This window comes from Corynebacterium sp., from assembly GCF_022712275.1.
In the GTDB taxonomy this organism is placed as follows: domain Bacteria; phylum Actinomycetota; class Actinomycetes; order Mycobacteriales; family Mycobacteriaceae; genus Corynebacterium.
Window position 1 is genome coordinate 27,610 of sequence record NZ_JALAGU010000008.1, and the last position, 21,909, is coordinate 49,518.

Here is a 21,909-nt window from a genome sequence, read left to right on the forward strand (position 1 = left end):
CGCCGCGTCCTCGTGACGTGGTCGTACATCGGCTGACCTGGCAGGTATCCCGGATTGTCCCCGCCCAGTAAACCCTCCTTGAAGCAGGAGGGCACCGTTGACGGACGGGCCTTGTTCGGATCACGCTGAACCTGCGCGATGTCAGTACACCTGGACCTGTGTCCGTGATTGGTGCGGTACCTGCGCCGACCGGCCTCTGCGTGTGAGGAGACGACCTGCGCGACAGTCCCGCCGACCACCGGCCGGGCATACTGCAGGGTGCGACATTACCTGGCTTCCCGCGATTAACCAAGTCCCGGTGACTGTCCTGTGGACGACGTCTCAGCGGTTGTCCACATTTCGCTGACCCCCTGGTGACGGGGGACGGCGGCCGCGACGATGGACGGATGACAACGAAGACAGTCGACACCGTACCTCGGCTCGCCGCTGCACTCCTCAGCACCGCACTGTCCGTGGGCCTCACCACCGTACCGACCGCCGCCGCGCCCGAGTCTCCACCGGGCTCTCCACCGGGCGCGAATCATCTGCGTCCGGCGCCCGGTGCAGTCCTGGTGCCGGCGGACATCCCCGAACAGAACTGGCTGCCCGGCCACCGCGGCGTGGATCTGGACGCCTCGCCCGGGCTACCGGTCCGGGCCAGCGCCGCGGGCACGGTGCGCTTCGCCGGGGTGGTCGCGGGGACGCCGACCGTGTCCGTCGACCACGGGAACGGCCTGCGCACCACTTATGAGCCCGTACTCGCCCAGGTACGCGCCGGTGAGCAGCTGGGTCGTGGCGACGTCCTCGGCGTGCTGGCCGGCAACTCCTCACTGCCGGAGACCGCCCGGCGTGATCCGGGCCTGCACTGGGGTGCGGTGCTCGGCCCACCTGCCGAGGACGCCGAGCACTACATCGACCCGATGACGCTGCTGGGCCCCGTGCAGGTCAGGCTCTGGCGCTGAACACCCTGGAGCCCTGACTCAGTCCTGGGACCCGGACCGCGGATGCGCCTGCTTGTAGACCGCGCGGAGCCGTTCGGTGCCGACGTGGGTGTAGATCTGCGTGGTGTTCATCGAGGTGTGCCCCAGCAGCTGCTGGACCACGCGCAGGTCCGCTCCACCGTCGAGGACGGCGGTGGCGGCGGAGTGCCGCAGTCCGTGTGGGGCGATCTCGGGGACGCCGGCCCCTCCGGTGGCCCGGTGGACGACGGTGCGGACCTGTCGGACGTCTATGCGTCCTCCCCGGGCACCGAGGAACAGTGCCGGTTGTGCTGCCCGTATTCCGCCGGTCGTCGGCAGCATCCCTGGGCGCACCGCCAGCCATTCACGCAGTGCGTTCTCCACGGTCGGGCCGAAGGGGACGACGCGGGTCTTGTCGCCCTTGCCGACCACCCGGAGACTGCGGGCGCCGGGATCGCCGTTACCACCCAGATCGTCGACATCGGCACCGGCGAGCTCGGAGACGCGGATACCGGTGGCGTAGAGGACTTCGAGCATCACCCAGTCACGGATGTCCTTCGGGGTCGGGCCGGTGTCGCCCTCGGTGGGTGAACGGTGGGCATGTGCCCTGGCCTGTTCCAGGACGCCGCCGACCTGGTCCTCCCGCAGCACCCGGGGCAGGGTGCGCGAGGTTTTCGGGGTCTGCAGTCCGGCGGCGGGGTTCACCTGCAGAGCCCCGGTGTGGACGAGCCAGGCGCCGAAGCCGCGCAGACTGGAGGCGATGCGGGCGAGGGTGGCTTTCGCGTCCCCGTTCTCCACGGCCCAGTCCAGGACGTCGCGGCAGTGGTCGAGGGTGAAGCCGTCGAGAGTCCCGACCCCCTCGAAGGCGGCACGCAGGTCAGCCCCGTAGGCGCGGACAGTGTTGGCCGAGCGCCCTTTGACCAGGTCGAGGTACTCCAGGTAGCCGTCGATGGCCCCGGCCATGTCGCTGCTCCCACTGGAACTCATGTCATCACAGTAGACCACTGATGCAGTCGGGATCGCCGTACCACCGTCGGAGGTTGTCCTCTCCGGTGTCGTAGCGGGTACTCATCAGCCCTCAGCCCTCCTTGACCTCGGCGTCCCTGTCATCCCTGGGTGTCGTATCCGTCGTAGATCATCCCGGTTGTGCTTCCCGGTTCTCTCCCCCCCATCCCCGTCACCTGTCGTTCTTCACCCACCGGTCACCGTTGCGCACGACGAGGCCCGTCCCCTCCAGTTCACCGACGGTGCGCACCACCGCCGCGACCGGTAGTCCGATCTCCGCGGCGATCTGGTCGAGGTGCCCGGTGTCGTCGGTGGCGATCCCGCAGGCGTCGAACACGGCTAGCTGGTCCCGGCTGAGCTGCTGGACGGGGCTGGCGGCGAACTCCAGGTCGAGCTGCCTGTCCGGGTCCACGGAACCGATCGGCTCGATGATCTCCCGGACTTCCGCGGTCGTGGTGACCAGCGTCCCCGCACCGTCCCGGATCCGCTTGTGACACCCGACGTACTCCGCACTGTCCACCGGCCCGGGCAACACCATCACCGGCCGGAGCATCACATCGGCCCAGTTGGCGGTGTTCACCGCACCGGAGCGGTGCCCGGCGGCGAGCAGTACCGTCCCACGGGTCAGGGCGGCGACGAGCCGGTTGCGGGTGAGGAACCGGTAGCGGGCGGGACGGGTCATCGGCGGGTACTCCGTGACGACCAGTCCGGTCTGCGCGATGCGGCGGAACAGGTCCTCATTCGACCGCGGATAGATCTCCCCCGGTCCACTGGCCGCCACGGCCACCGTCGCACCGGAGGCCTCCAGGGCACCGCGGTGGGCGGCGGTGTCGATCCCGACCGCCCCGCCGGACACGACCGTGTAGCCGGCCCCGGCGAGCTCCCCGGCGAAGCGGTGGGTGGTGCGGTTGCCGTAGGACGTCGACGACCGTGTCCCCACCAGAGCCACACTGCGCTCCACGGTGGACGCCAGCTCCGCCGGTCCACGTCCCCACAGGGCGAACGGCCGGGCCGCACGGCGACGGACCCCCGGCGCGTCCCCGGACTCCCCCGGCACCGCACCGCCGGAGAGCACCGGCCCGTCCAGGTCACCCGTCGCCCCGAAAGACTCCTCGAGCCGACGCATCGGCCACTCCGGGTCGTCCGGGGTGATCAGCCGCCACCGGTTGACCCGCGCCCACTGCAGGTCCGCCTCCGCCTGCTGGCTGATCTGTGCGGTCTTCTCCGCGGTCAGCCCCTGCAGTCCCGCCGGCAGCGAGACATCCCCCTGCCGCAGCATCTCGACCAGCCGGATCACCCGGGCGGGTGCGGTGGTGTCCCCGTCCGGCCACAGCAGCCGCACCACATCAGTGCGGGACGCCTCCACCAGGCGTCGCAGTACCGCCCAGGCCAGCAGTCGTTCCGGATCCCGCTCTGCCCTGGCCTCGTCAATATCCACCACGGTCACTGTCCTGCCCCTCCACTGTCCCGGTGAACATGTCCACCGCGTCCATCACGTCCCCGACCCCCGGCCGGTCCTTTCCTGCGAGATCCGCCAGCGTCCACGCGACGCGCATACTCCGGTCCACCCCACGCTGCGACAGCACCCCGCGGCGCAGCTGGTCCTCCAGGACCAGCATCGCGGCGTCCTCGGCGGGGAACTCCCGGCGCAGCACCGGGCCCGGCACGTCCGCGGTCGTCCGCCAGGACGGGTCGTCTCCCCTCACCGACCAGCGGGACGCCGCCCGGGCCCTTGCGGCGGACACCCGCTCACGCACCACCGCCGAGGATTCCCCGGTCTCCCCGGCGACGGATGCCGCCCGGTTACCACCGGTGGTGGCGATGATGTCGATCCGGTCACGCAGCGGACCCGAGATGCGCTGCAGGTAGCGGTCGCGTACCCCGCCCCGGCAGAGGCACTCCGCAGATTCCTCTGCCCCGCACGGACACGGGTTCGAGGCGATGACCAGCTGGAACCTGGCGGGAAGCACGAGGGTACGGCGCACCCGTTCCACCGACACCGTGCCGCGTTCCATCGGTACCCGCAGTCCCTCCAACACACTCCGTGACACCTCCGGCGCTTCGTCGAGGAAGAGGACGCCGTGGTGGGCCAGACTCACCGCCCCGGGTCGGAGGCGCCCGGATCCACCACCGGTCAGCGCGGGCAGGGTCAGTGACGGATGAGGTGCCACGAACGGCCTGGTCCGCCGCCAGATCCCGGCGAGATCGCCCTTCTCCGCGGCGACGGAGTGCACTGCCGCGGCCTCCAGCTGTTCCTCGTCGTCCAGCGGCGGCAGGATCCCCGGCAGCCGCTCAGCGAGCATCGATTTTCCGGAACCCGGCGCACCCGACAACCACAGGTGGTGCCCGCCGGCCGCGGCGGTCTCCAGGGCACGGCGGGCCACCGACTGTCCGGTGACCTCACACAGGTCGGGAACTGTCGCCCCGGTTCCCGCCGCAGGCTCCGGCGCGATGAGCCCGGGCTCCTGTCCCACAGCCCAACCCACCAGCTGAGTCAGGTGTTCCAGCCCGCCGACCCGGATCCCCGGCACCCGTGAGGCTTCGGCGAGGTTGTCGACCGGCACGGCGAGACGCCCCACCCCGGCTTCCCGCGCGGCCAGCACCATCGGAAGGACGCCAGGCACACCACGTACCGTGCCGTCGAGCCCCAGTTCCCCGACCACGGCGGCGTCGGCGAGGTCGTCCGGGTGGACCACCCCCTGGGCGGCGAGGATCGCCAGCACCATCGGCAGGTCGAAGCCGGACCCGGTCTTCGGCACCGACGCCGGGGACAGACTCACCACCACCCGCGACTTCGGCCACTGCAGTCCACTGTTGATCACCGCGGAGCGTACCCGGTCGCGGGCCTGGACGACGGCGGCATCCCCCAGTCCGACGATGTTCATCCCCGGCAGCCCGCGGCTGATGTCGCAGTCGACGGTGACGGGGATCCCGGTCAACCCGTCGAGCCCCACGCTGCGGGCCTGCCCCACCCGCACCAGCGAGCGGTTGCTGACAGTGGTCATCACTCCACCCCTTCGTAATGGGTGAGCTCCCCGGCGGTGATGTCGAGAACGTCGAAGCGCAGGGTGCCGGTCCGGTGCTGCGGGTTCCTGTCGAGCCACCGGGTGGCGGCGGCCCGCATCGCCCGCAGTTTCGCCGGGGTGACCGCCTCCGCCCCGACGCCGTAGCGGTCGTCGAGCCGCCACTTCACCTCGACGAAGACAAGTGCCGGATGGTCCGGGTGGTCAGGTGGGGTGTGCAGGATGATGTCCACCTCGCCGCGGGTGGTGAAGTAGTTACGGTCCAGCAGAACGTAGCCGCGGGCGGTGAACCAGGCGGCGGCCTCGTCCTCCCCGGCGGCTCCGACAGTGCGCAGGTTACGGGAGCGCGACGGGTTGATCGGGTCGCGTGCATCAGAAGTGTCTCGGGTCATGGAGGAACTGTGGCACAGTACCGGGACGTTCCCGCCGTGGAAAAAGACGAAAGCCCAGGACCCTGTGGATAACTCGACCCCTGTGGACAAACTTCTCCCGGGCCGGTTGTCCCCTCCTGTTCCCCGCGGTAACCACGGTGAACTAAGGTGAGGCTCGCCATTTTCTGCCCCGCCCCGCACACAGGAGTGACATGACGACCACCGTCGGCGAAGACAGTACCGACAGCACAGACGCACAGATCCGGATCCTGCTGACCGTCACCTTCATCACCATCCTGGCCCAGATGTCGCTGAGCCCGGTGATCGCCCCGCTGGCCCGCAATGTCGGTCTGGCGGACTGGCAGGTGGGTGTCACTCTCAGCGCCGCCGCCCTGATGGTCGCGCTGACCAGCCCCGCCTGGGGACGCCGCTCCCAGTCCGCCGGCCGACGCAGCGTCCTCACCGCCGCACTGTCCGCTGCGGCGGTCGCCACCGCCCTGTTCGCCCTTGTCGCCGGACTCGGCATGACCGGCGTCATCGGCGGAGTCGGACTGTTCCTTCTCTTCCTCCTGCTGCGCGGTGTGTTCTTCGGGGCGGCAATGGCCGCGGTTCCGCCGACCGCCCAGGCCGCCATCGCCGATGTGACCACCGCCGCCGACGGCACCGTGGACAGCGGTGCCCGGGTGAAGGGTATGGCCAGACTCGGAGCGACCCAGGGTGTCGGTCAGGTCGTCGGTTCGGCGGTCGGTGGACTGCTCGCGATCTTCGGACTCATGGTTCCCCTGGTCGCTGTACCCGTGCTCCTGGTCGCCGCCGTGGTTCTCGTGAGAACCCGGCTGCGGCCCCAGGCGCCCACCGAGTTGATGAAGCGTCCCTGCACCGTCCGGCCCACCGACCCGCGCGTCCTGCCGTTCCTGCTCTGTTGTTTCGGCATGTACCTGGCCCTCGGCTTCATCCAGATCATCATCGGGTTCCTGGTCCAGGACCGGCTCGATGTCACTGATGACCGGGCCGGACTGCTCACCGGCCTCGCACTGCTGGTCGCCGGTGCCGGGGTGGTCGTCTCCCAGGCCGTCATCGTGCCGCGCAGCGGATGGGGCCCGGGGACGCTGCTGCGCGTCGGGGCGTCCACTGCGGCGGTCGGTTTCCTCCTGCTGGCCCCCGCCGTCTCCTCGGTCCCCCTGACCGCGGTCCTGCTGTACGTCGGTGTCGGCGTGGTGGCCCTCGGTATGGGCACGGCGACGCCCGGGTTCACCGCCGGTGCGAGTCTCCAGGTCACCCCGGCTGAACAGGGCGGGGTGGCCGGTCTGGTCACCGCGTCCATGGGTCTGACGATGGTGATCGCCCCCACCGCCGGTACCCTGCTCTACGAGCTCGGCGGATCGGTCCCGGTGATCGCCGGAGCCGTCGTCACGGCGCTCGTCGCCGTCGGGGCAATGGTCAGTCCGCGGCTGCGCGCGGCGTCCTCCCTGAAGGCGCCGGAATCTACTCCGGCAGCCTGAGGTCAGGCTTGTCGAGTTCCTCGATGTTGACGTCCTTGTAGGTGATCACCCGGACGTAGCGGACGAACCGGGCGGGACGGTACATGTCCCACACCCAGGCGTCCGACATACGCACCTCGTAGTAGACCTCGCCGCCGGAGTTCCGCGGGATCAGCTCGACCGCATTGGCGAGGTAGAAGCGCCGCTCCGTCTCGACGACGTAGCTGAACTGACTGACCACGTCGCGGTACTCGCGGTACATGGACAGCTCGACATTGGCTTCGTAGTCCTCAAGATCCTCGGCACTCACGGTGTACGGATCACCCCTTCTGCTGGGTCGGCTGGGTCTGTTGGCTTTCACGCCACCGCGCATGTGCGGCGGCCACGTTCGAGTAAGTGTATCGGTGTTCCGGGGTCCCGCCGAGCAGGCACACCGACTCCATGTGCGCGGCGGTCCCGTAGCCCTTGTGCCCGGCCAGGCCGTAGCCGGGGTACCGAGAATCCAGGTCGACCATCATCCGGTCGCGGCTCACCTTCGCCAGCACACTCGCCGCCGAGATACACCGGCAGATCAGGTCCCCCTTGACCACCGGCAGGTGTGGCCGGGTGAAGCCGTCGATCTTCATGGCATCGGTGAGGATGTAGCCGGGACGCACGTCCAGCCGCGCCACCGCCCGGCGCATCCCGCCCAGGTTGGCGTGCTGGATGCCCCACTCATCGACGTAGGACGCAGGGACGTGCACGACCGCATAGTCCACGGCCAGATCCACGATGATGTCGAAGAGCCTGTCCCGTTTCTTCGCGGTGAGCTTCTTCGAGTCCGTGAGGCCGTCGAGTTCCGGCAGCGGCCCCGGCGGGAGGATACAGGCGGCGATGGTGACCGGTCCACAGCAGGCGCCGCGTCCTGCCTCGTCGACGCCGACGACCGGGTCGAGTCCGGCTTTGTGTACGGCCCATTCGAGGGTGCGTCCCTCCGGCATGGAACGCACCGGGTGCACCTCCACTGTCGCGCTCACCGGAGCACCTACTTCTGGATGTCGGGGTCGTCGACGCTGCCGAGCCGGCTGAGCGGCCAGACCTTGCCCTCGACCTTGCCGACGACATTGTCGACCGGAACGGTGCCCTGGAGTTCGTCGCCGAGGTGGTAGCGGGAGTCGCCGGAGTTGGTGCGGTTGTCGCCCATCATCCACAGGTTGCCGTCGGGGACGGTGACCGGACCGAAGTAGGCACCGCCGCAGACGTCGGAGCCGGTGACCGGGTCGACCGGGTAGGCTGCCGGGTCCTGGACGTAGGAACTGTCGACCTCCTTGCCGTCGACCATGATCCCGGGGTCGCCCTCGAGGCACTGGACGGTCTGACCACCCGTGGCGATAACACGCTTGACCAGGGTGTTCTCATCAGGCGCGAGGATGCCGATATAGGACAGGCCGGTCTGGATCCCGCGGGTGACGCTGTTGTCGGAACGCTGGGAGACGTACCTGTCGTTCCAGGAGTCCGGGCCGACGAAGACGACGACGTCCCCCGGCTCCGGGTCGCCGCCGAACCGGTAGGCGAGCTTGTTGACGAAGATGCGGTCACCGGTACAGCCCTCACAGCCGTGGAGCGTGGGCTCCATCGACTCCGAGGGAATCTGGTAGAGGCGTCCGACGAAGGTGTTGAACAGCGCCAGCAGCGCCAGAGCGACGACGAGGATGATCGGGAACTCGACCCACCAGGGGTACGTCCGCTTCTTCCCCCGTCGCTCCTCCTCCGCCCGCCGACGGGCGGCGACCTTCTCCTTCTCCGTCAGGGGTCGGTCGGTCGCTGCTGACGATGCTGGCACCGAATCACCGGAGTCACCGGCGGATCCCGGGTGAGAATTGCTGGCGTGGGTCACGTAAATGACAATATCAGCCGACTCTGTCAACCCCCTGTATGCGAGGCAGGACCGGCGGGTCAGAGCGGGATTGACGCGGACAGGTATGACAGAACCCCGCCCGGCGGATGTCCGTTTTCAGGACGTCCTGCCGGACGGGGTCTGTACAGAAGGTGCTCGGTCGAAGACCCGGTGGCGCCTAGCGGCGCTCCTTGATCTTGGCCTTCTTGCCACGCAGCTCGCGCAGGTAGTACAGCTTCGCGCGACGAACCTTACCGCGGGTCAGGACGTCGATGTGGTCGATGTTCGGGGAGTGGACCGGGAAGGTACGCTCCACGCCGATGCCGAAGGAGATCTTGCGGACGGTGAAGGTCTCGCGGATGCCGGAGTTCTGGCGGCGGATGACGACACCACGGAACACCTGGATACGGCTCTTGGAGCCCTCGATGACCTTGACGTGGACGTCAAGGGTGTCGCCGGGACGGAAATCCGGGATGTCGGAACGCAGCTGAGCGGCGTCGACCTTGTCGAGATAGTGCATGTGGCACTCCTGTTTCTTTTCGATCGGACAGAGGACTCACGACGCCACCGGTGTCCACCGGCGGTCGGCGCGTTCGTGCCCACACCATTGAGTTTTCGTGCGCATGACACGCAACCGGTCAAGTATGCCAGCGGGTGGAGGTCGGGATCAAATCTTCCCTGCCCGACGCAGTGCGTCCGCCATCGATCCGGACGCGGCGGGGGCCGCTCCCCTGCCACCCTGTCGACCGCCCTGTCGACCGCCCTGGTTCTGTCGACCCTGTCCTCGCTGGCCGTCGCGGCGTCCACCGCCGTTGCCACCGTTGCCGCCACGACCACCGCGGCTACGCTGCGCCGGCTTCCCGGGCTCATCGGTGAGCCGGAGAGACAGCCCGATGCGCTGACGCTCCACGTCGATCTCCATGACCTTGACCTTGACGACCTGACCGGTGCGGACAATCTCGTGCGGGTCGTTGACGCGCCGTTCAGCCATCGCCGAGACATGGACCAGGCCGTCCTGGTGCACTCCCACGTCCACGAAGGCGCCGAAGGCGGCGACATTGGTCACCGTGCCCTCGAGCACCATGCCCGGGGTGAGGTCGGAGATTTTCTCGATCCCCTCTGCCAGGGCGGCTGTCCTGAACTCCGGACGCGGGTCACGGCCCGGCTTGTCCAGCTCGGCGAGGACGTCGGTGACGGTGGGTACGCCGAAAGTGTCGTCGGCGAAATCCTCCGGACGCAGCTCCGACAGCACCCGGGTGTTGCCGATGAGCTCGGCCACGCCCACCCCGGTGCGCTCGGTGATCCGCCGGACCAGCGGGTAGGCCTCGGGGTGCACCGCGGAGGCGTCCAGTGGGTCGGTCGCACCGCGGATCCGCAGGAAGCCGGCGCACTGCTCAAAGGCCTTCGGTCCCAGCCGGGAGACGTCCTTGAGCTGACGGCGGGAGGTGAACGCGCCATTGTCCTCACGGTGGTGGACGATGTTCTCCGCGAGGGTGGCGGTCACCCCGGCGACCCGGCGCAGCAGCGGTGCCGAGGCGGTGTTGACGTCCACGCCGACGGAGTTCACCGCGTCCTCGACGACGCTGTCGAGGCTGTCGGCCAGCATGACCTGGTTGACATCGTGCTGGTACTGGCCGACACCGATGGACTTCGGGTCGATTTTCACCAGCTCGGCCAGCGGGTCCTGGAGCCGGCGTGCGATGGACACTGCACCACGCAGCGAGACGTCCATGTCGGGGAACTCGTCGGCGGCGAGCTCGGAGGCGGAGTACACCGAGGCACCGGCCTCGGAGACGACGACGGGGGTCGGACGCCGGCCGGTGGCGGCGGAGACCTTCTCGGAGATCTCACGGGCCAACTTCTCGGTCTCACGGGACGCGGTGCCGTTGCCGACGGCCATGAGGTCGACGCCGTCCTTCGCACAGATCCGGGCGAGAGTGTCGACAGACTGGTTCCACTTGTTCTGCGGCTGGTGCGGGTAGATGACGACGGTGTCGAGGACCTTGCCGGTCGGGTCGACCGCAGCGCACTTCACACCGTTGCGGTAGCCGGGGTCCAGGCCCAGGGTCGCACGCTGTCCGGCGGGTGCGGCGAGCAGCAGGTCGCGCAGATTACGGGCGAAGACATCGACTGCCCCGGCGTCCGCCTTCTCCTTGAGACGCATGCGCACATCCACACCGGAGGAGATCTGCAGCTTCGTACGCCAGCCGTAGCGGACGCACTCGGCACGGAACTTGTCGGCGGCGTCCCCCTGCGGCTCAAGACCACGGGCATTGGCGATCATGCCCTGGTAGATCTCATCCTCACCCGGGTCGAGGGTGAGCTGGAGGACGCCCTCGGATTCACCGCGCAGCAGCGCGAGGATGCGGTGGGACGGCAGTGCGGTGAAGGGCTCGGAGAACTCGAAGTAGTCGCGGTACTTCTGGGCCTCGGTGGAGTTCTGCTTCCCCTCGACGACACCGGCGGTCATCGCGCCGGTGGTGTAGAAGCGCTCGCGCACCTCGCCGACCAGGTCGGCATCGGTGGAGATCTCCTCCAGGACGATGGCACGCGCACCGGTGAGCACCGCCTTGGCATCATCGAATCCCTCGGTGATGTAGGACGCCGCCAGCTCGGCGGGATCAGTGGTGCAGTCGCCGAGCAGCAACTCGACCAGCGGCTCCAGACCGGCCTCCCGGGCGATGGTGGCCTTGGTGCGGCGGGTGGACTTGAACGGCAGGTAGAGGTCCTCCAGCCGGGCCTTGGTCCCACAGCCGAGGATGAGGTCCCGCAGGTCGTCGGTGAGCTTTCCCTGCTCCTCGATCGCGGCGAGGACCGTGGCCTTACGGGCCTCCAGTTCCCGCAGGTAGGTCAGCCGGGTCTCGAGGGTGCGCAGCTGCGCGTCGTCGAGACCTCCGGTGACCTCCTTGCGGTAGCGGGCGATGAAGGGCACGGTATTACCCTCATCGAGCAGGTTCACGGTGGCCGACACCTGCGACTCGGAGACCCCGAGTTCGCTGGCGATCGTCCTGATCACTGCTGTGGTCATCTGTCCGTTGATCTCACGTCCGGTCATTCGGACCACTGTAGCCGGGGCACTGAGGGGTCAGAACGGGAGGCCGGTCTCCCCCGCCGGCTTCGCCGTGGCCGCCGCCTCAGCCTCCGCCTTCTCCTCCGCCTTCTCCTCCGCCTTCTCCTCAGCCTTCTTCTTCGCCGCACGTTCGGCCCGGCGCTTCGCCCGCTTCCCAGCGTCCTCCCGTGCCTTGACCGCGGCTGCCTCACGCCGGCGGTCCGCCTCCTCTTCCCGCTCCAGGGACTGCTCCCGCAACCGGCCCAGTTCCTCGACCACCGCGTCCGCCGCCCGGTCGACGATGTCGCGGAGTTTGTGGACGGTCACCGACGGTGACGGGGCGACTGTGCGGGAACCGTCGACCGAGGACAACCGTCGCGGGGTGGACCGCAGCCAGTCGATGACCTCTCGTTCCACGGCCTGGTCGATATGGGAGCAGCGCCCGTTCTCCGGCCGGGGCAGCGGGTGGTCGTACTTGTTGTACGCCTCCTCGTGGTGGCGCTCACTCCACCGGTCGTCATGGTCCTCCTCCCCCGTCCAGTCCGGCACCGGTTCCCCTGCCTCGGCCGCCTCGTGTGCGACCTTCAACCGTTTCTCGCGTTCGGCCTTCCGTTCCTCTCTCCGGAGGATCTGGTCGTCGATCTCGGTCCGCACCCCGGGATGCCGGTCCAGCCGACGCCACACGGTGTCGAGGTGGTCGATGGTCATCCGGCCGTCGGCCAGTGCCTCGGAGTACAGCACCGGCATCCGCCAGGACATCTCCGTGGTGTGCCGGAACCGTGCGACATAGGCCGTTCCCCGGCCCCGCACCGCCTGTTCCAGGGCTGACCGCTCCACCGAGGAGCGGTCGCTGACGTAGGCGTCCGCCATCCGCAGTTCTGCACGGTTGAGCGGGTAGACGGTGATCTCCTCGATGGTCGGATGGTCGACCGGGTTCTTGTACAGCATGGCTGGGCCCCTCCCCGCCCCCTGCCGGACCGTCCGGTTCCCGGGGCGTGGGAGCCGACACTAGCCTGCCGGGAGGACGCCACCATCGGCCTCAGACCTGAAAGCCCAGGACCCTGTGGATAACCCGGGGGCTGTGGACTACTTTTTCTGTGCCGGATCCGACCAGGTCACAGCCTTGTCAAGGTCACGGAGCGTGGCCCGGTCCTTCTTGTCCAGCTGGCCGGTGGCCTCCTGCGCCTCGACCAGTTCCGGACGTACGCTGAGGGTCCGGTGCAGTGACTGGTCACGACGCCACCGGTCGACCTTCGCGTGGTTGCCGGAGGTGAGAACCTCGGGTACCTCCAGATCCCGCCAGACCCGCGGCTTGGTGTAGCTCGGGCCTTCAAGCAGGCCGTCCTGGAAGGAATCCTCCTCGTGGCTGGCCCGGTTGCCGAGGACGCCGGGGATCAGCCGCACCACGGCCTCGGCGATGACGAGCACCGCAACCTCGCCACCGATGAGGACGTAGTCACCCAGTGAGACCTCCTCGACCCGGTAACGCTGCTCCGCGTCGGTGAAGACCCGCTGGTCGATGCCCTCGTAGCGGCCACAGGCGAAGACCAGCCGCTGCGCCGAGGCCCACTGCTGCGCCATCTCCTGGGTGAAGGGACGTCCGGCCGGGGTCGGGACGATGAGGACGGGGCGGTCGGGGCGGTCGTCATCCTGCGGCTCCCCCGCGGCGTCCTTCGTGGTCTCCTGCGCTGTCTCCTGCGCTGTCTCCTGCGCTGTCTCCTGCGCTGTCTCCTTGCCGGCGCGGAGGCCGGACCGGACATGCGGGGACGCCGAGGCCAGCAGTGCGTCGTCAGCGACCGGCCCTGTCAGGGCAGCGACGTCGTCGAGCGCCGGACCCCAGACCTCCGGCTTCATGACCATCCCCGGGCCACCGCCGAAGGGCGTGTCGTCGACGGCCTTGTGCACGTCATGGGCCCAGTCACGCAGATTATGGACGCCGACCTCCAGGATGCCCCGCTCAATGGCACGCCCCAGCAGCGCATGCCGCAGCGGGTCGAGGTACTCGGGGAAGATGGTGACGACGTCGATACGCATTGCACCGATCATAGTGACCGGTCACTGCAGTTCGAGCAGCCCCTCCGGCGGGGTGACGACCAGTGCGCCGTTGTCCACGTCCACGATGGGGACGATGGCGTGGCGGAAGGGCACCAGGATGGTGGCCCCGGCGGTGGGGAGGTCGGTGTCGGCGTCCACCGCGATCTCCAGCAGGGTGCCCGCCGGGCCGTGGGTCACACCGGCGACCTCGCCGATGTCGACCGGCGCGGGCTCCGCCCCCTCGTAGGCGCGGGCGTTGGCGGTCTCGGCGTCCACCGGGCCACAGTTGAGGACGCGCAGCCCCTCGAGCTCGTGGTCGTAGTAGCCCTCGTCGTCCTCGTCGAAGACCGGCGGGGCGAAGAAGCGCATACCGCGCAGAGACTCCGCGGCTGTACGGTCAGCGACCTCCTCGAAAGTGACGAGCAGGCGACTCTGGTGGGGCCGCACCGACTTCACCGTGAGAGTGGTCTCCTTGCCGGAGCGCCCTCCCCGTGCACTTCCCCCCTGGCGCCCGGTGAGTGCCGTACCCACGGCGAAGCGGGTGGACGGGTCATCGGTCGTGGCGTCGACGACGAGTTCGCCGCGCACACCGTGCGGCTTGATGACCCGTCCGATCTGCAGTTCTGTCATGCACTACAGACTAGATGACGCCCTGGGCGATCATCGCGTCGGCGACCTTCTTGAAGCCGGCGATGTTCGCGCCGACGACGTAGTCGCCTTCGACACCGTACTCGCCGGCGGTACGCGCGGTGTTCTTGAAGATCTTGCGCATGATGTCCTGCAGACGCTTGTCGGTGTACTCGAAGGACCAGGAGTCACGGGAGGCGTTCTGCTGCATCTCCAGGGCCGAGGTGGCGACACCACCGGCGTTGGCGGCCTTGCCCGGGGCGAAGTCGATCTTGCGCTTCTGGAAGACCTGGACGGCGTCGTGGGTGCAGGGCATGTTCGCACCCTCGGCGACGTACTTCACACCGTTGTCGGCGAGCATCTGGGCGGACTCGCCGTCCAGCTCGTTCTGGGTGGCACACGGCAGAGCGACGTCAGCCTCAAGCTCCCAGATGTTGCCGCCCTTGTGGAAGGTGGCGCCGGAAACTTCCTTGGCGTAGTCGGACACACGCAGGCGACGGACCTCCTTGATGTCCTTGAGCAGCTCGACATCCACGCCGTCGGGGGTGAAGACGTAGCCGGAGGAGTCGGAGAAGCCGACGACAGTGGCGCCGAGCTCCTGGGCCTTCTCGATGGCGTAGATGGCCACGTTGCCGGAACCGGAGACGATGACCTTGGAGCCGTGGAGGCGCTCGTGACGGGCCGCCATCATCTCCTGGGTGAAGTACACGCAGCCGTAGCCGGTGGCCTCGGTGCGGACGAGGGAGCCACCCCACTGCAGGCCCTTGCCGGTCAGGGTGCCGGACTCGTGACGGCCGGTCATCTTGCGGTACTGACCGAAGAGGTAGCCGATCTCACGGCCACCGACTCCGATATCACCGGCGGGGACGTCGGTCTTGTCGCCGATGTGGCGGTGCAGCTCAGTCATGAAGGACTGGCAGAAGCGCATGATCTCGAGCTCGCTGCGGCCCTTGGGGTCGAAGTCGGAGCCACCCTTGCCGCCGCCGATGGGCAGGCCGGTGAGGGAGTTCTTGAAGATCTGCTCGAAGCCGAGGAACTTGATGATGCCCAGGTTCACCGACGGGTGGAAACGCAGACCACCCTTGTACGGGCCGAGGACCGAGTTGAACTGCACACGGAAACCACGGTTGACCTGGACGTTGCCCTGGTCGTCGATCCACGGGACGCGGAAGATGATCTGGCGCTCCGGCTCGGCGAGGCGCTCAATGAGGCCCTGGTCGGCGTAGTGGGGGTCCTGCGCGAGGACGAAACGGAGGCTGTCCAGCACCTCGGAAACGGCCTGGTGGAACTCAGGCTCACCGGCGTTGCGCTGGAGGATCTTCTCGTAATAGCCCTTGACTGTGGATTCGACGTCCATCGTGCTCCTTCAGTGTAATTCTGCAGTGTCGTCCGGTATTGTCATGCCGGGGAAACATTCGTAACGTCCCCGTAACAAGAAACCTTAGACAGTTTACCGGTAGGGCACTCGGCCTGAAATGTAACCGCAATCTCCGGCCCTCCGTTTTACGCTGCCGTAACAATTGATCCACTGGATGAGATTTCGGGGGTGGCCGGGGACCATATTCGGGGGCGGATCATCGGAACCCTGAAACATTCGGCCGGGATGCACCCCGTCCGACACCGGCTGACGGCCAACCCCGGCGTCCCCGTCGGACCCCCGGTCCCGCTACGGCCCGGCGCAGCGCCCCACGGCGTCCTCCCCCACCCCGGAATGCAGAAAACCCCGCCTCCGCACACGATGTGCGGCGACGGGGTCTGATGCCGGAGTGGACTACTCCGCGGACTCCTCGGCGGGAGCCTCTTCCTCAGCGGCGTCAGCAGCCTCGGCCTCAGCGGCAGCCTTGGCCTCGGCGGCAGCCTTGGCCTCGCGCTTCTTGGAGGTGATGGCCTCGGCGGTCGGGCCGTCGGCGGCCTCGGCGAGAGCGGCGTTGAAGAGGTCCAGCTTGGACGGCTTCTCCTCTGCCACCTTCAGGGTGCCCTCGGCACCCTCGATGCCCTTGTACTTCTGCCAGTCACCGGTGACCTTCAGCAGAGCGAGGACCGGCTCGGTCGGCTGGGCGCCGACGGACAGCCAGTGCTGGGCGCGCTCGGAGTCGATCTTGATGACGGACGGCTCGGCCTTCGGCTCGTAGGTACCGATGTTCTCGATGACCTTGCCGGAGCGGCGGGTGCGGGCGTCGGCGATGACGACGCGGTAGTGCGGGGTCCGGATCTTACCGAGACGCTGGAGCTTGATCTTGACGGCCATTGCTGGTCCTCTTTCTTTTCAGACGGTCACCGGGCAGTGCTGACACCCGCTGCCCACCTTCACGGTGCGGCACCGGGCCGGTTCAACCCTTGGATTTATCCTGCGCGTGACCACCGGCCGACCATGGTCGGTGACGGTGTTACGCAGACCGCTCAACACTACCCGAGGGAAGTGCCCGGAACCAAACCTGACCAGCCCCGGCTACTCCCCTACTTCTTGCCGAAGTCGAGATTGTCGAGGTCGACGTTCTCGAACCCCGGGGGCATCTGCTGCTGCATCTTCTGCAGGTCGGCCATCGACGGCATACCGCCCCCCATACCCGGCATTCCGCCACCCATTCCGGGCATGCCCGGCATACCCTGCGGCATGCGCTGCTGACCGCCGCCCTTCTTCGCGGGCTTGCGCTTGCCGTTCTTGCCCTTGCGCCCCTTCGGCTTCTTCTTCGTCGCCGAACGGTTCATGCCGCCCATGCCCATCTGCCCGGCCATCCTGCCCATCATCTTCTTCGCTTCGAAGAAGCGGTTGACCAGCTGGTTCACCTCGGAGACTGCGACACCGGAACCGTTGGCGATGCGCTTACGGCGCGAGGCGTTGAGGATGTTCGGGTCCTGACGCTCCGCCGGGGTCATACCGCGGATGATCGCCTGGATGCGGTCGAGCTGCCCCTCGTCGACGTTGTCGGCCATCTGGCTCATCTGCTTGCCGCCGGGCAGCATCTTGAGGACGTTGCCCAGCGGACCCATCCGGCGGATCATCATCATCTGCTCGAGGAAGTCCTCGAGGGTGAGTTCGCCGGACGCCATACGCTGGGCGGCGGTCTCGGCCTTCTCCTGGTCCATGACCTGCTCGGCCTGCTCGATGAGGGTGAGCACGTCACCCATGCCGAGGATCCGGTTGGCCATACGGTCCGGGTGGAAGACGTCGAAGTCCTCGAGCTTCTCACCGGTGGACGCGAAGAGGATGGGCTTGCCGGTGACCTCACGGATCGACAGGGCGGCGCCACCACGGGCATCACCGTCGAGCTTGGTGAGGACGACGCCGGTGAAGTCGACACCGTCACGGAAGGCTTCCGCGGTGGTGACGGCGTCCTGACCGATCATCGCGTCGATGACGAAGAGGACCTCGTCGGGGTTGACCGCGTCGCGGATGTTCCGCGCCTGGGTCATGAGCTCCTCGTCGATGCCGAGGCGACCGGCGGTATCGATGATGACCACGTCATGCTTGGTGCGGGCGGCCTCCTCGATACCGGCCTGGGCCACGGCGACCGGGTCACCGTGACTGGTGCCCATCTCGTGGTCGAGGGAGTCGAGCGAGGTGCCCGGGTCAGGGGCGAAGGTGGTGACGTCGGCGCGCTCACCGACGATCTGGAGCTGCTGGACCGCGCCCGGACGCTGCAGGTCACAGGCGACCAGCATCGGGGTGTGCCCCTGCTTGACCAGGTGCTTGGCCAGCTTTCCGGCCAGCGTGGTCTTACCGGCACCCTGCAGACCGGCGAGCATGATCACGGTCGGCGGGTTCTTCGCCAGGTTGAGCCGACGGGTCTCACCGCCGAGAATCTCCTTGAGCTCCTCGTCGACGATCTTGATGACCTGCTGGGCGGGGTTGAGTGCCTCGGAGACGACGACACCGTTGGCGCGCTCCTTGACCCGCTTGATGAAGCCACGGACCACGGTCAGCGAGACATCGGCCTCGAGCAGGGCGAGCCGGATCTCCCGCGCGGTGGCGTTGATGTCGGCTTCGGTCAGCCGGCCTTTGTCCCGCAGCCCCTTGAGGGCGCCTGCGAGGCGGTCTGACAAGGACTCAAACACTGTGGAACTACTCCCTTGGGACTACAGATTTCGGACCCCACCACAGTACCCGGTGTCGACGGGGCGGCACATTCGGAGGGGCCGGAAGTTGCGCCATCATCACTCATGGACCCGGGTCTCAGCCATCGGAGAAGGACACCGACCCACCAGAACCCGGCACAGATCCCGCGAACTGCGTGGTTCGCGGGATCTGTACCGGGTTCCGGTGGTTTCACGGGCCCGACAGGAGGCCGGGTGCGGAGCGTCAGCCCTTCGTGGCGACCCCCGCTGCGTCCTGCTCAGCCTCCAGGGCGGTGAGGTCACCGTCGTCGGAGTAGGCCGACTCGGAATGCAGGACGGAGTCGATACCGGCGACCTCGTCATTGCCGGAGATACGCCAGCCCATGGTCTTCTTCAGGATGATGCCGATGACAGCGGTGACGATCGCGGTGTAGACCAGCGCGACCACGGCGATGACGATCTGGACGATAAACAGCTTGAAGCCGTCTCCGCCACCACCGGTGAGCAGGCCGTCGTCGGTGGCCAGCAGGCCGATACCGACGGTGCCCCACAGGCCGGCGACGAGGTGGACGCCGACGACGTCGAGGGAGTCGTCGAACTTGAACTTGTACTTCAGGCCGACACCCACCGCGGCGAGGGCACCACCGACGGCACCGAGGATGATCGCGGTGACCGGGGTGAGGTTACCGGCGGCCGGGGTGACCGCGACCAGACCGGCGACGACACCGGACGCCGCGCCCAGGGAGGTGACGTGCTTGTCACGCAGCTGCTCGACCAGGAGCCAGCCGAGCATCGCGGCACAGGTGGCGACAGTGGTGTTGAGCCAGGCCAAGCCGGCGTCCCCGTTGGCGCCGAAGGCGGAACCGCCGTTGAAACCGAACCAGCCGAACCACAGCAGAGCCGCACCGAGCATGACCAGCGGGAGGTTGTGCGGACGGGCGTCGGACTTCATGAAGGAACGGGAGCGGCCGATGATCAGGGCGAGGATCAGGGCGGCCATACCGGCGTTGATGTGGACGACCGTACCGCCGGCGAAGTCGATCGGGGCGATGTCCGCCTCACCGTCGGTGCTGCCGAACATCATCGCGGCGATGCCGTCCTCGGAGTCGGACAGGAAGCCGCCACCCCAGACCATGTGTGCCAGGGGGAAGTAGGCCAGGGTGACCCAGATGCCGGCGAAGACCATCCAGGTGGAGAACTTCACGCGGTTGGCCAGGGAGCCGGAGATGATCGCCACAGTGATCACGGCGAAGGTCAGCTGGAATCCGATGTCGATGACATTCGCGTACCCGGCCGCACCCACGATGTAGTTACCGGCGTCATCGGTGATCGAGTCCTTCAGCCCGAAGAACTCGAAGGGGTTGGCGAACCAGCCGCCCACCGATTCGGTGCCGTAGGACATCGACCAGCCCCAGAGGACGTAGATCACGCCCACCAGTCCCAGGGTGCCGAAGGACATCATCATCATGTTGATCGCGGACTTCTGGCGGGACATGCCGCCGTAGAACAGCGCGAGCGCCGGGGTCATGAGCAGCACGAGAGCTGCACTCATCAGCATCCAGGCAGAGTCACCGGTGGCGGTCACCATTTCCTCTGGGGTCATTGTCCATCTCCTCGGGATCGTTAGCGCCGGCGTCGGCTACCGGCCACAGGAGACAGTCAAATGCAGCCGTGTTTCACGGGTCCGCCCCTGAAGATTTCGTACACGTGAAATGAGACGAGGCCGCCGTTACAGGATCGTTTCCTGCGACGGCGACCTCGGTCACGCATCTGACATCAGGGCCTGTCAGGCCCCGGGACTGCTACCCCAGCAGCGCATCCACGAAGCTCTCGACCTCGAAGGGGGCGAGATCGTCCGCGCCCTCTCCCAGTCCGACGAGCTTCACGGGGACGCCGAGTTCCTCCTGCACCTGGAAGACGATGCCTCCCTTGGCGGAGCCGTCGAGCTTGGTCAGGGCGACACCGGAGATGTCGACGACGTCGCGGAAGGTACGGGCCTGCATCAGGCCGTTCTGCCCGACGGTGGCGTCGAGCACGAGGATGACCTCGTCGACCTTGGCCTTCTTCTCGACGACACGCTTGACCTTGCCGAGCTGGTCCATGAGGCCGACGGAGGTGTGCAGGCGTCCGGCGGTGTCGACTACCACGACATCGACTCCCTCGTCGACGCCACGGGCGACGGCGTCGAAGGCGACGGACGCCGGGTCTGCGCCTTCCTTGCCACGGACGGTCTCGGCACCGACGCGGCGTCCCCAGGTCTCGAGCTGGTCGGCCGCGGCGGCACGGAAGGTGTCGGCCGCACCCAGCAGGACGCTGTGCCCCATGCCGACGAGGACGCGGGACAGTTTGCCGGTGGTGGTGGTCTTGCCGGTGCCGTTGACGCCCACCACCATGATGACGGCGGGCTTACCGTCGTAGGGCATGGCGTGGATGGAGCGGTCGAGTTCGGGACGGGCGGCCTCGATAAGGCACTCGCGTAGCATCGCGCGGGCCTGGGCCTCGCTCTCGACACCCTCGGTGGCGATCCGGTCGCGCAGCTTCTCGACGACGGCGACGGTGGTCTTGGTACCGAGATCGGCCATGATCAGCGTGTCCTCGATCTCCTCCCAGGCGTCCTCGTCGAGGTCGCCGGCGGACAGAATACCGAGGACGCCGCGTCCGATGACGTTCTGGGACTTGGAGAGGCTGCCGCGCAGTCGGCCGAGACGACCCTCGACCGGGGCGATCTCCTCGACCGGTGCAGCTGCGGGAGCGGACCCGGGACTCGGTTCGGGTTCAACCTCGGGCTCCGACTCTGCCTCAGGCTCGGGCTCCGGCTCGGGCTCCGGCTCGGCTTCCGGCTCGACAATCTCAGGCTCCGGTTCCTGCTCAGCCCCAGGTTCTGCCTCAACAGGCTCCGGCGCTGCCTCCTGCTCAGGGGCAGGCTCGGGAGTGGGTTCCGGCTCAGGCTCGACCTCGGGCTCTGGCTCCGGGGTGGGCTCCGGAGCAGGCGTCGGCGCCGGCTTTTCCACCGGCTCCTTCTCCGGGCTCTTCCCCTCGGCGATCTTCTGCGCCTCATCGGCGAGCCCGGTGGCGGTACCGGCGCTGAAGTTGAATCCGCCCTTGGCCTCATAGTCCCCCGAGGTCGGCTTCTTCTGTTCCAGCTCCTCCTTCTTCTCGAAGGAGACCTGTTTGGTCTTCCCCCTGCGCAGCCCCAGAACGACAAGCAGCGCAATGATGACGAGGACTGCGACGACGGCGATGATGATCCAGGTGACCGAGTTCATGTCCCCCAGTGAATCAGAACACGCCCCCACGCGGCCACAGCACCCCCACACTGGCAGGTCACTCACTGCACCTGGGCCCACTGCGTCATGCGTTCCTCTCGGGCGTCATGAGAGAATCCCGGTTCAACGGGCTTTTGCGCGAGTTTCTCATGACGCCGCCCCAGCAATCCCACCCGGCACTCC

General features: G+C 67.8%; 19 protein-coding genes. 2 read left to right on the forward strand and 17 right to left on the reverse strand.

Annotated elements, in window-relative coordinates; genetic code table 11:
* Window positions 1-386 precede the first annotated feature (386 nt).
* Complete coding sequence (locus Q0A27_RS00965) at window positions 387-941, forward strand: M23 family metallopeptidase (RefSeq protein ID WP_291473216.1); 555 nt, start codon at window positions 387-389, stop codon at window positions 939-941.
* An 18-nt stretch (window positions 942-959) separates the two neighbouring features.
* Here the strand turns inward: Q0A27_RS00965 and Q0A27_RS00970 are convergent, their stop codons facing one another.
* The 4 genes from Q0A27_RS00970 to Q0A27_RS00985 all read right to left on the reverse strand — a co-directional run bounded on the left by Q0A27_RS00970 (window position 960) and on the right by Q0A27_RS00985 (window position 5,358).
* Window positions 960-1,901, reverse strand: coding sequence for a tyrosine recombinase XerC (locus Q0A27_RS00970; RefSeq protein ID WP_367273298.1), 942 nt, complete (start codon window positions 1,899-1,901; stop codon window positions 960-962).
* Window positions 1,902-2,115: 214 nt separating this feature from the next.
* On the reverse strand, window positions 2,116-3,381 hold the full coding sequence (gene dprA, locus Q0A27_RS00975; protein ID WP_291473218.1) for a DNA-processing protein DprA: 1,266 nt from the start codon (window positions 3,379-3,381) through the stop codon (window positions 2,116-2,118).
* A complete protein-coding gene (locus Q0A27_RS00980; protein ID WP_291473219.1) occupies window positions 3,371-4,948 on the reverse strand; it encodes a YifB family Mg chelatase-like AAA ATPase in 1,578 nt (525 codons plus the stop codon). Before Q0A27_RS00980 ends, dprA begins: the two co-directional genes overlap by 11 nt.
* Window positions 4,948-5,358 (reverse strand): YraN family protein, encoded by a 411-nt coding sequence (locus Q0A27_RS00985; protein ID WP_291473220.1) that lies wholly within the window; start codon window positions 5,356-5,358, stop codon window positions 4,948-4,950. The genes Q0A27_RS00980 and Q0A27_RS00985 overlap by 1 nt, the downstream gene beginning before the upstream one ends.
* A 191-nt stretch (window positions 5,359-5,549) precedes the next feature.
* Here Q0A27_RS00985 and Q0A27_RS00990 point away from each other — a divergent pair, with 191 nt between their 5' ends.
* Window positions 5,550-6,839 (forward strand): MFS transporter, encoded by a 1,290-nt coding sequence (locus Q0A27_RS00990; RefSeq protein WP_291473221.1) that lies wholly within the window; start codon window positions 5,550-5,552, stop codon window positions 6,837-6,839.
* On the opposite strand, the gene Q0A27_RS00995 is transcribed toward Q0A27_RS00990, so the two are convergent.
* The 13 genes from Q0A27_RS00995 to ftsY form a co-directional block, all read right to left on the reverse strand.
* Window positions 6,823-7,128 (reverse strand): DUF2469 domain-containing protein, encoded by a 306-nt coding sequence (locus tag Q0A27_RS00995; RefSeq protein ID WP_014010227.1) that lies wholly within the window; start codon window positions 7,126-7,128, stop codon window positions 6,823-6,825. The genes Q0A27_RS00990 and Q0A27_RS00995 overlap by 17 nt on opposite strands.
* A gap of 10 nt (window positions 7,129-7,138) precedes the next feature.
* The gene (locus Q0A27_RS01000; protein ID WP_291473271.1) at window positions 7,139-7,798 is read right to left on the reverse strand and encodes a ribonuclease HII; all 660 of its coding nucleotides are present in this window, start codon (window positions 7,796-7,798) and stop codon (window positions 7,139-7,141) included.
* 44 nt (window positions 7,799-7,842) lie between these two features.
* On the reverse strand, window positions 7,843-8,607 hold the full coding sequence (gene lepB / locus Q0A27_RS01005; RefSeq protein ID WP_291473272.1) for a signal peptidase I: 765 nt from the start codon (window positions 8,605-8,607) through the stop codon (window positions 7,843-7,845).
* 265 nt (window positions 8,608-8,872) lie between these two features.
* Window positions 8,873-9,214: a 50S ribosomal protein L19 gene (gene rplS / locus Q0A27_RS01010; protein WP_291473222.1), complete on the reverse strand. Its 342-nt coding sequence runs from the start codon at window positions 9,212-9,214 to the stop codon at window positions 8,873-8,875.
* A gap of 147 nt (window positions 9,215-9,361) precedes the next feature.
* A complete protein-coding gene (locus tag Q0A27_RS01015) occupies window positions 9,362-11,749 on the reverse strand; it encodes a Tex family protein (protein WP_291473223.1) in 2,388 nt (795 codons plus the stop codon).
* 30 nt (window positions 11,750-11,779) lie between these two features.
* Window positions 11,780-12,691, reverse strand: coding sequence for a hypothetical protein (locus Q0A27_RS01020; RefSeq protein WP_291473224.1), 912 nt, complete (start codon window positions 12,689-12,691; stop codon window positions 11,780-11,782).
* Between the two features lie 138 nt (window positions 12,692-12,829).
* Window positions 12,830-13,777: a tRNA (guanosine(37)-N1)-methyltransferase TrmD gene (trmD, locus tag Q0A27_RS01025; RefSeq protein ID WP_291473225.1), complete on the reverse strand. Its 948-nt coding sequence runs from the start codon at window positions 13,775-13,777 to the stop codon at window positions 12,830-12,832.
* 21 nt (window positions 13,778-13,798) lie between these two features.
* Window positions 13,799-14,407 carry a ribosome maturation factor RimM gene (locus Q0A27_RS01030; RefSeq protein ID WP_291473226.1) on the reverse strand — a complete coding sequence of 203 codons (609 nt, stop codon included), beginning with the start codon at window positions 14,405-14,407 and terminating at the stop codon, window positions 13,799-13,801.
* Window positions 14,408-14,417: 10 nt separating this feature from the next.
* The gene (gene gdhA / locus Q0A27_RS01035) at window positions 14,418-15,761 is read right to left on the reverse strand and encodes an NADP-specific glutamate dehydrogenase (protein ID WP_291473227.1); all 1,344 of its coding nucleotides are present in this window, start codon (window positions 15,759-15,761) and stop codon (window positions 14,418-14,420) included.
* A 414-nt stretch (window positions 15,762-16,175) separates the two neighbouring features.
* Window positions 16,176-16,652, reverse strand: a complete 477-nt coding sequence (gene rpsP, locus Q0A27_RS01040; protein ID WP_291473228.1) for a 30S ribosomal protein S16 — start codon at window positions 16,650-16,652, stop codon at window positions 16,176-16,178.
* 209 nt (window positions 16,653-16,861) lie between these two features.
* Window positions 16,862-18,460 (reverse strand): signal recognition particle protein, encoded by a 1,599-nt coding sequence (gene ffh / locus Q0A27_RS01045; protein WP_291473229.1) that lies wholly within the window; start codon window positions 18,458-18,460, stop codon window positions 16,862-16,864.
* A 244-nt stretch (window positions 18,461-18,704) separates the two neighbouring features.
* A complete protein-coding gene (locus tag Q0A27_RS01050; protein ID WP_291473230.1) occupies window positions 18,705-20,063 on the reverse strand; it encodes an ammonium transporter in 1,359 nt (452 codons plus the stop codon).
* Between the two features lie 199 nt (window positions 20,064-20,262).
* Window positions 20,263-21,726 carry a signal recognition particle-docking protein FtsY gene (gene ftsY, locus Q0A27_RS01055; protein ID WP_291473231.1) on the reverse strand — a complete coding sequence of 488 codons (1,464 nt, stop codon included), beginning with the start codon at window positions 21,724-21,726 and terminating at the stop codon, window positions 20,263-20,265.
* Window positions 21,727-21,909: the final 183 nt, after the last annotated feature.

Coding starts and splice junctions, on each gene's coding strand:
- Q0A27_RS00985 (WP_291473220.1), bottom strand. CDS start 5,358: ATGACCCGAGACACTTCTGATGCACGCGACCCGATCAACCCGTCGCGC.
- Q0A27_RS00990 (WP_291473221.1), top strand. CDS start 5,550: ATGACGACCACCGTCGGCGAAGACAGTACCGACAGCACAGACGCACAG.
- Q0A27_RS01020 (WP_291473224.1), bottom strand. CDS start 12,691: ATGCTGTACAAGAACCCGGTCGACCATCCGACCATCGAGGAGATCACC.
- trmD (WP_291473225.1), bottom strand. CDS start 13,777: ATGCGTATCGACGTCGTCACCATCTTCCCCGAGTACCTCGACCCGCTG.
- Q0A27_RS00965 (WP_291473216.1), top strand. CDS start 387: ATGACAACGAAGACAGTCGACACCGTACCTCGGCTCGCCGCTGCACTC.
- rplS (WP_291473222.1), bottom strand. CDS start 9,214: ATGCACTATCTCGACAAGGTCGACGCCGCTCAGCTGCGTTCCGACATC.
- Q0A27_RS01050 (WP_291473230.1), bottom strand. CDS start 20,063: ATGACCCCAGAGGAAATGGTGACCGCCACCGGTGACTCTGCCTGGATG.
- Q0A27_RS01000 (WP_291473271.1), bottom strand. CDS start 7,798: ATGCCGGAGGGACGCACCCTCGAATGGGCCGTACACAAAGCCGGACTC.
- ftsY (WP_291473231.1), bottom strand. CDS start 21,726: ATGAACTCGGTCACCTGGATCATCATCGCCGTCGTCGCAGTCCTCGTC.
- Q0A27_RS01030 (WP_291473226.1), bottom strand. CDS start 14,407: ATGACAGAACTGCAGATCGGACGGGTCATCAAGCCGCACGGTGTGCGC.
- gdhA (WP_291473227.1), bottom strand. CDS start 15,761: ATGGACGTCGAATCCACAGTCAAGGGCTATTACGAGAAGATCCTCCAG.
- Q0A27_RS01015 (WP_291473223.1), bottom strand. CDS start 11,749: ATGACCGGACGTGAGATCAACGGACAGATGACCACAGCAGTGATCAGG.
- Q0A27_RS00980 (WP_291473219.1), bottom strand. CDS start 4,948: ATGACCACTGTCAGCAACCGCTCGCTGGTGCGGGTGGGGCAGGCCCGC.
- Q0A27_RS00970 (WP_367273298.1), bottom strand. CDS start 1,901: ATGGCCGGGGCCATCGACGGCTACCTGGAGTACCTCGACCTGGTCAAA.
- rpsP (WP_291473228.1), bottom strand. CDS start 16,652: ATGGCCGTCAAGATCAAGCTCCAGCGTCTCGGTAAGATCCGGACCCCG.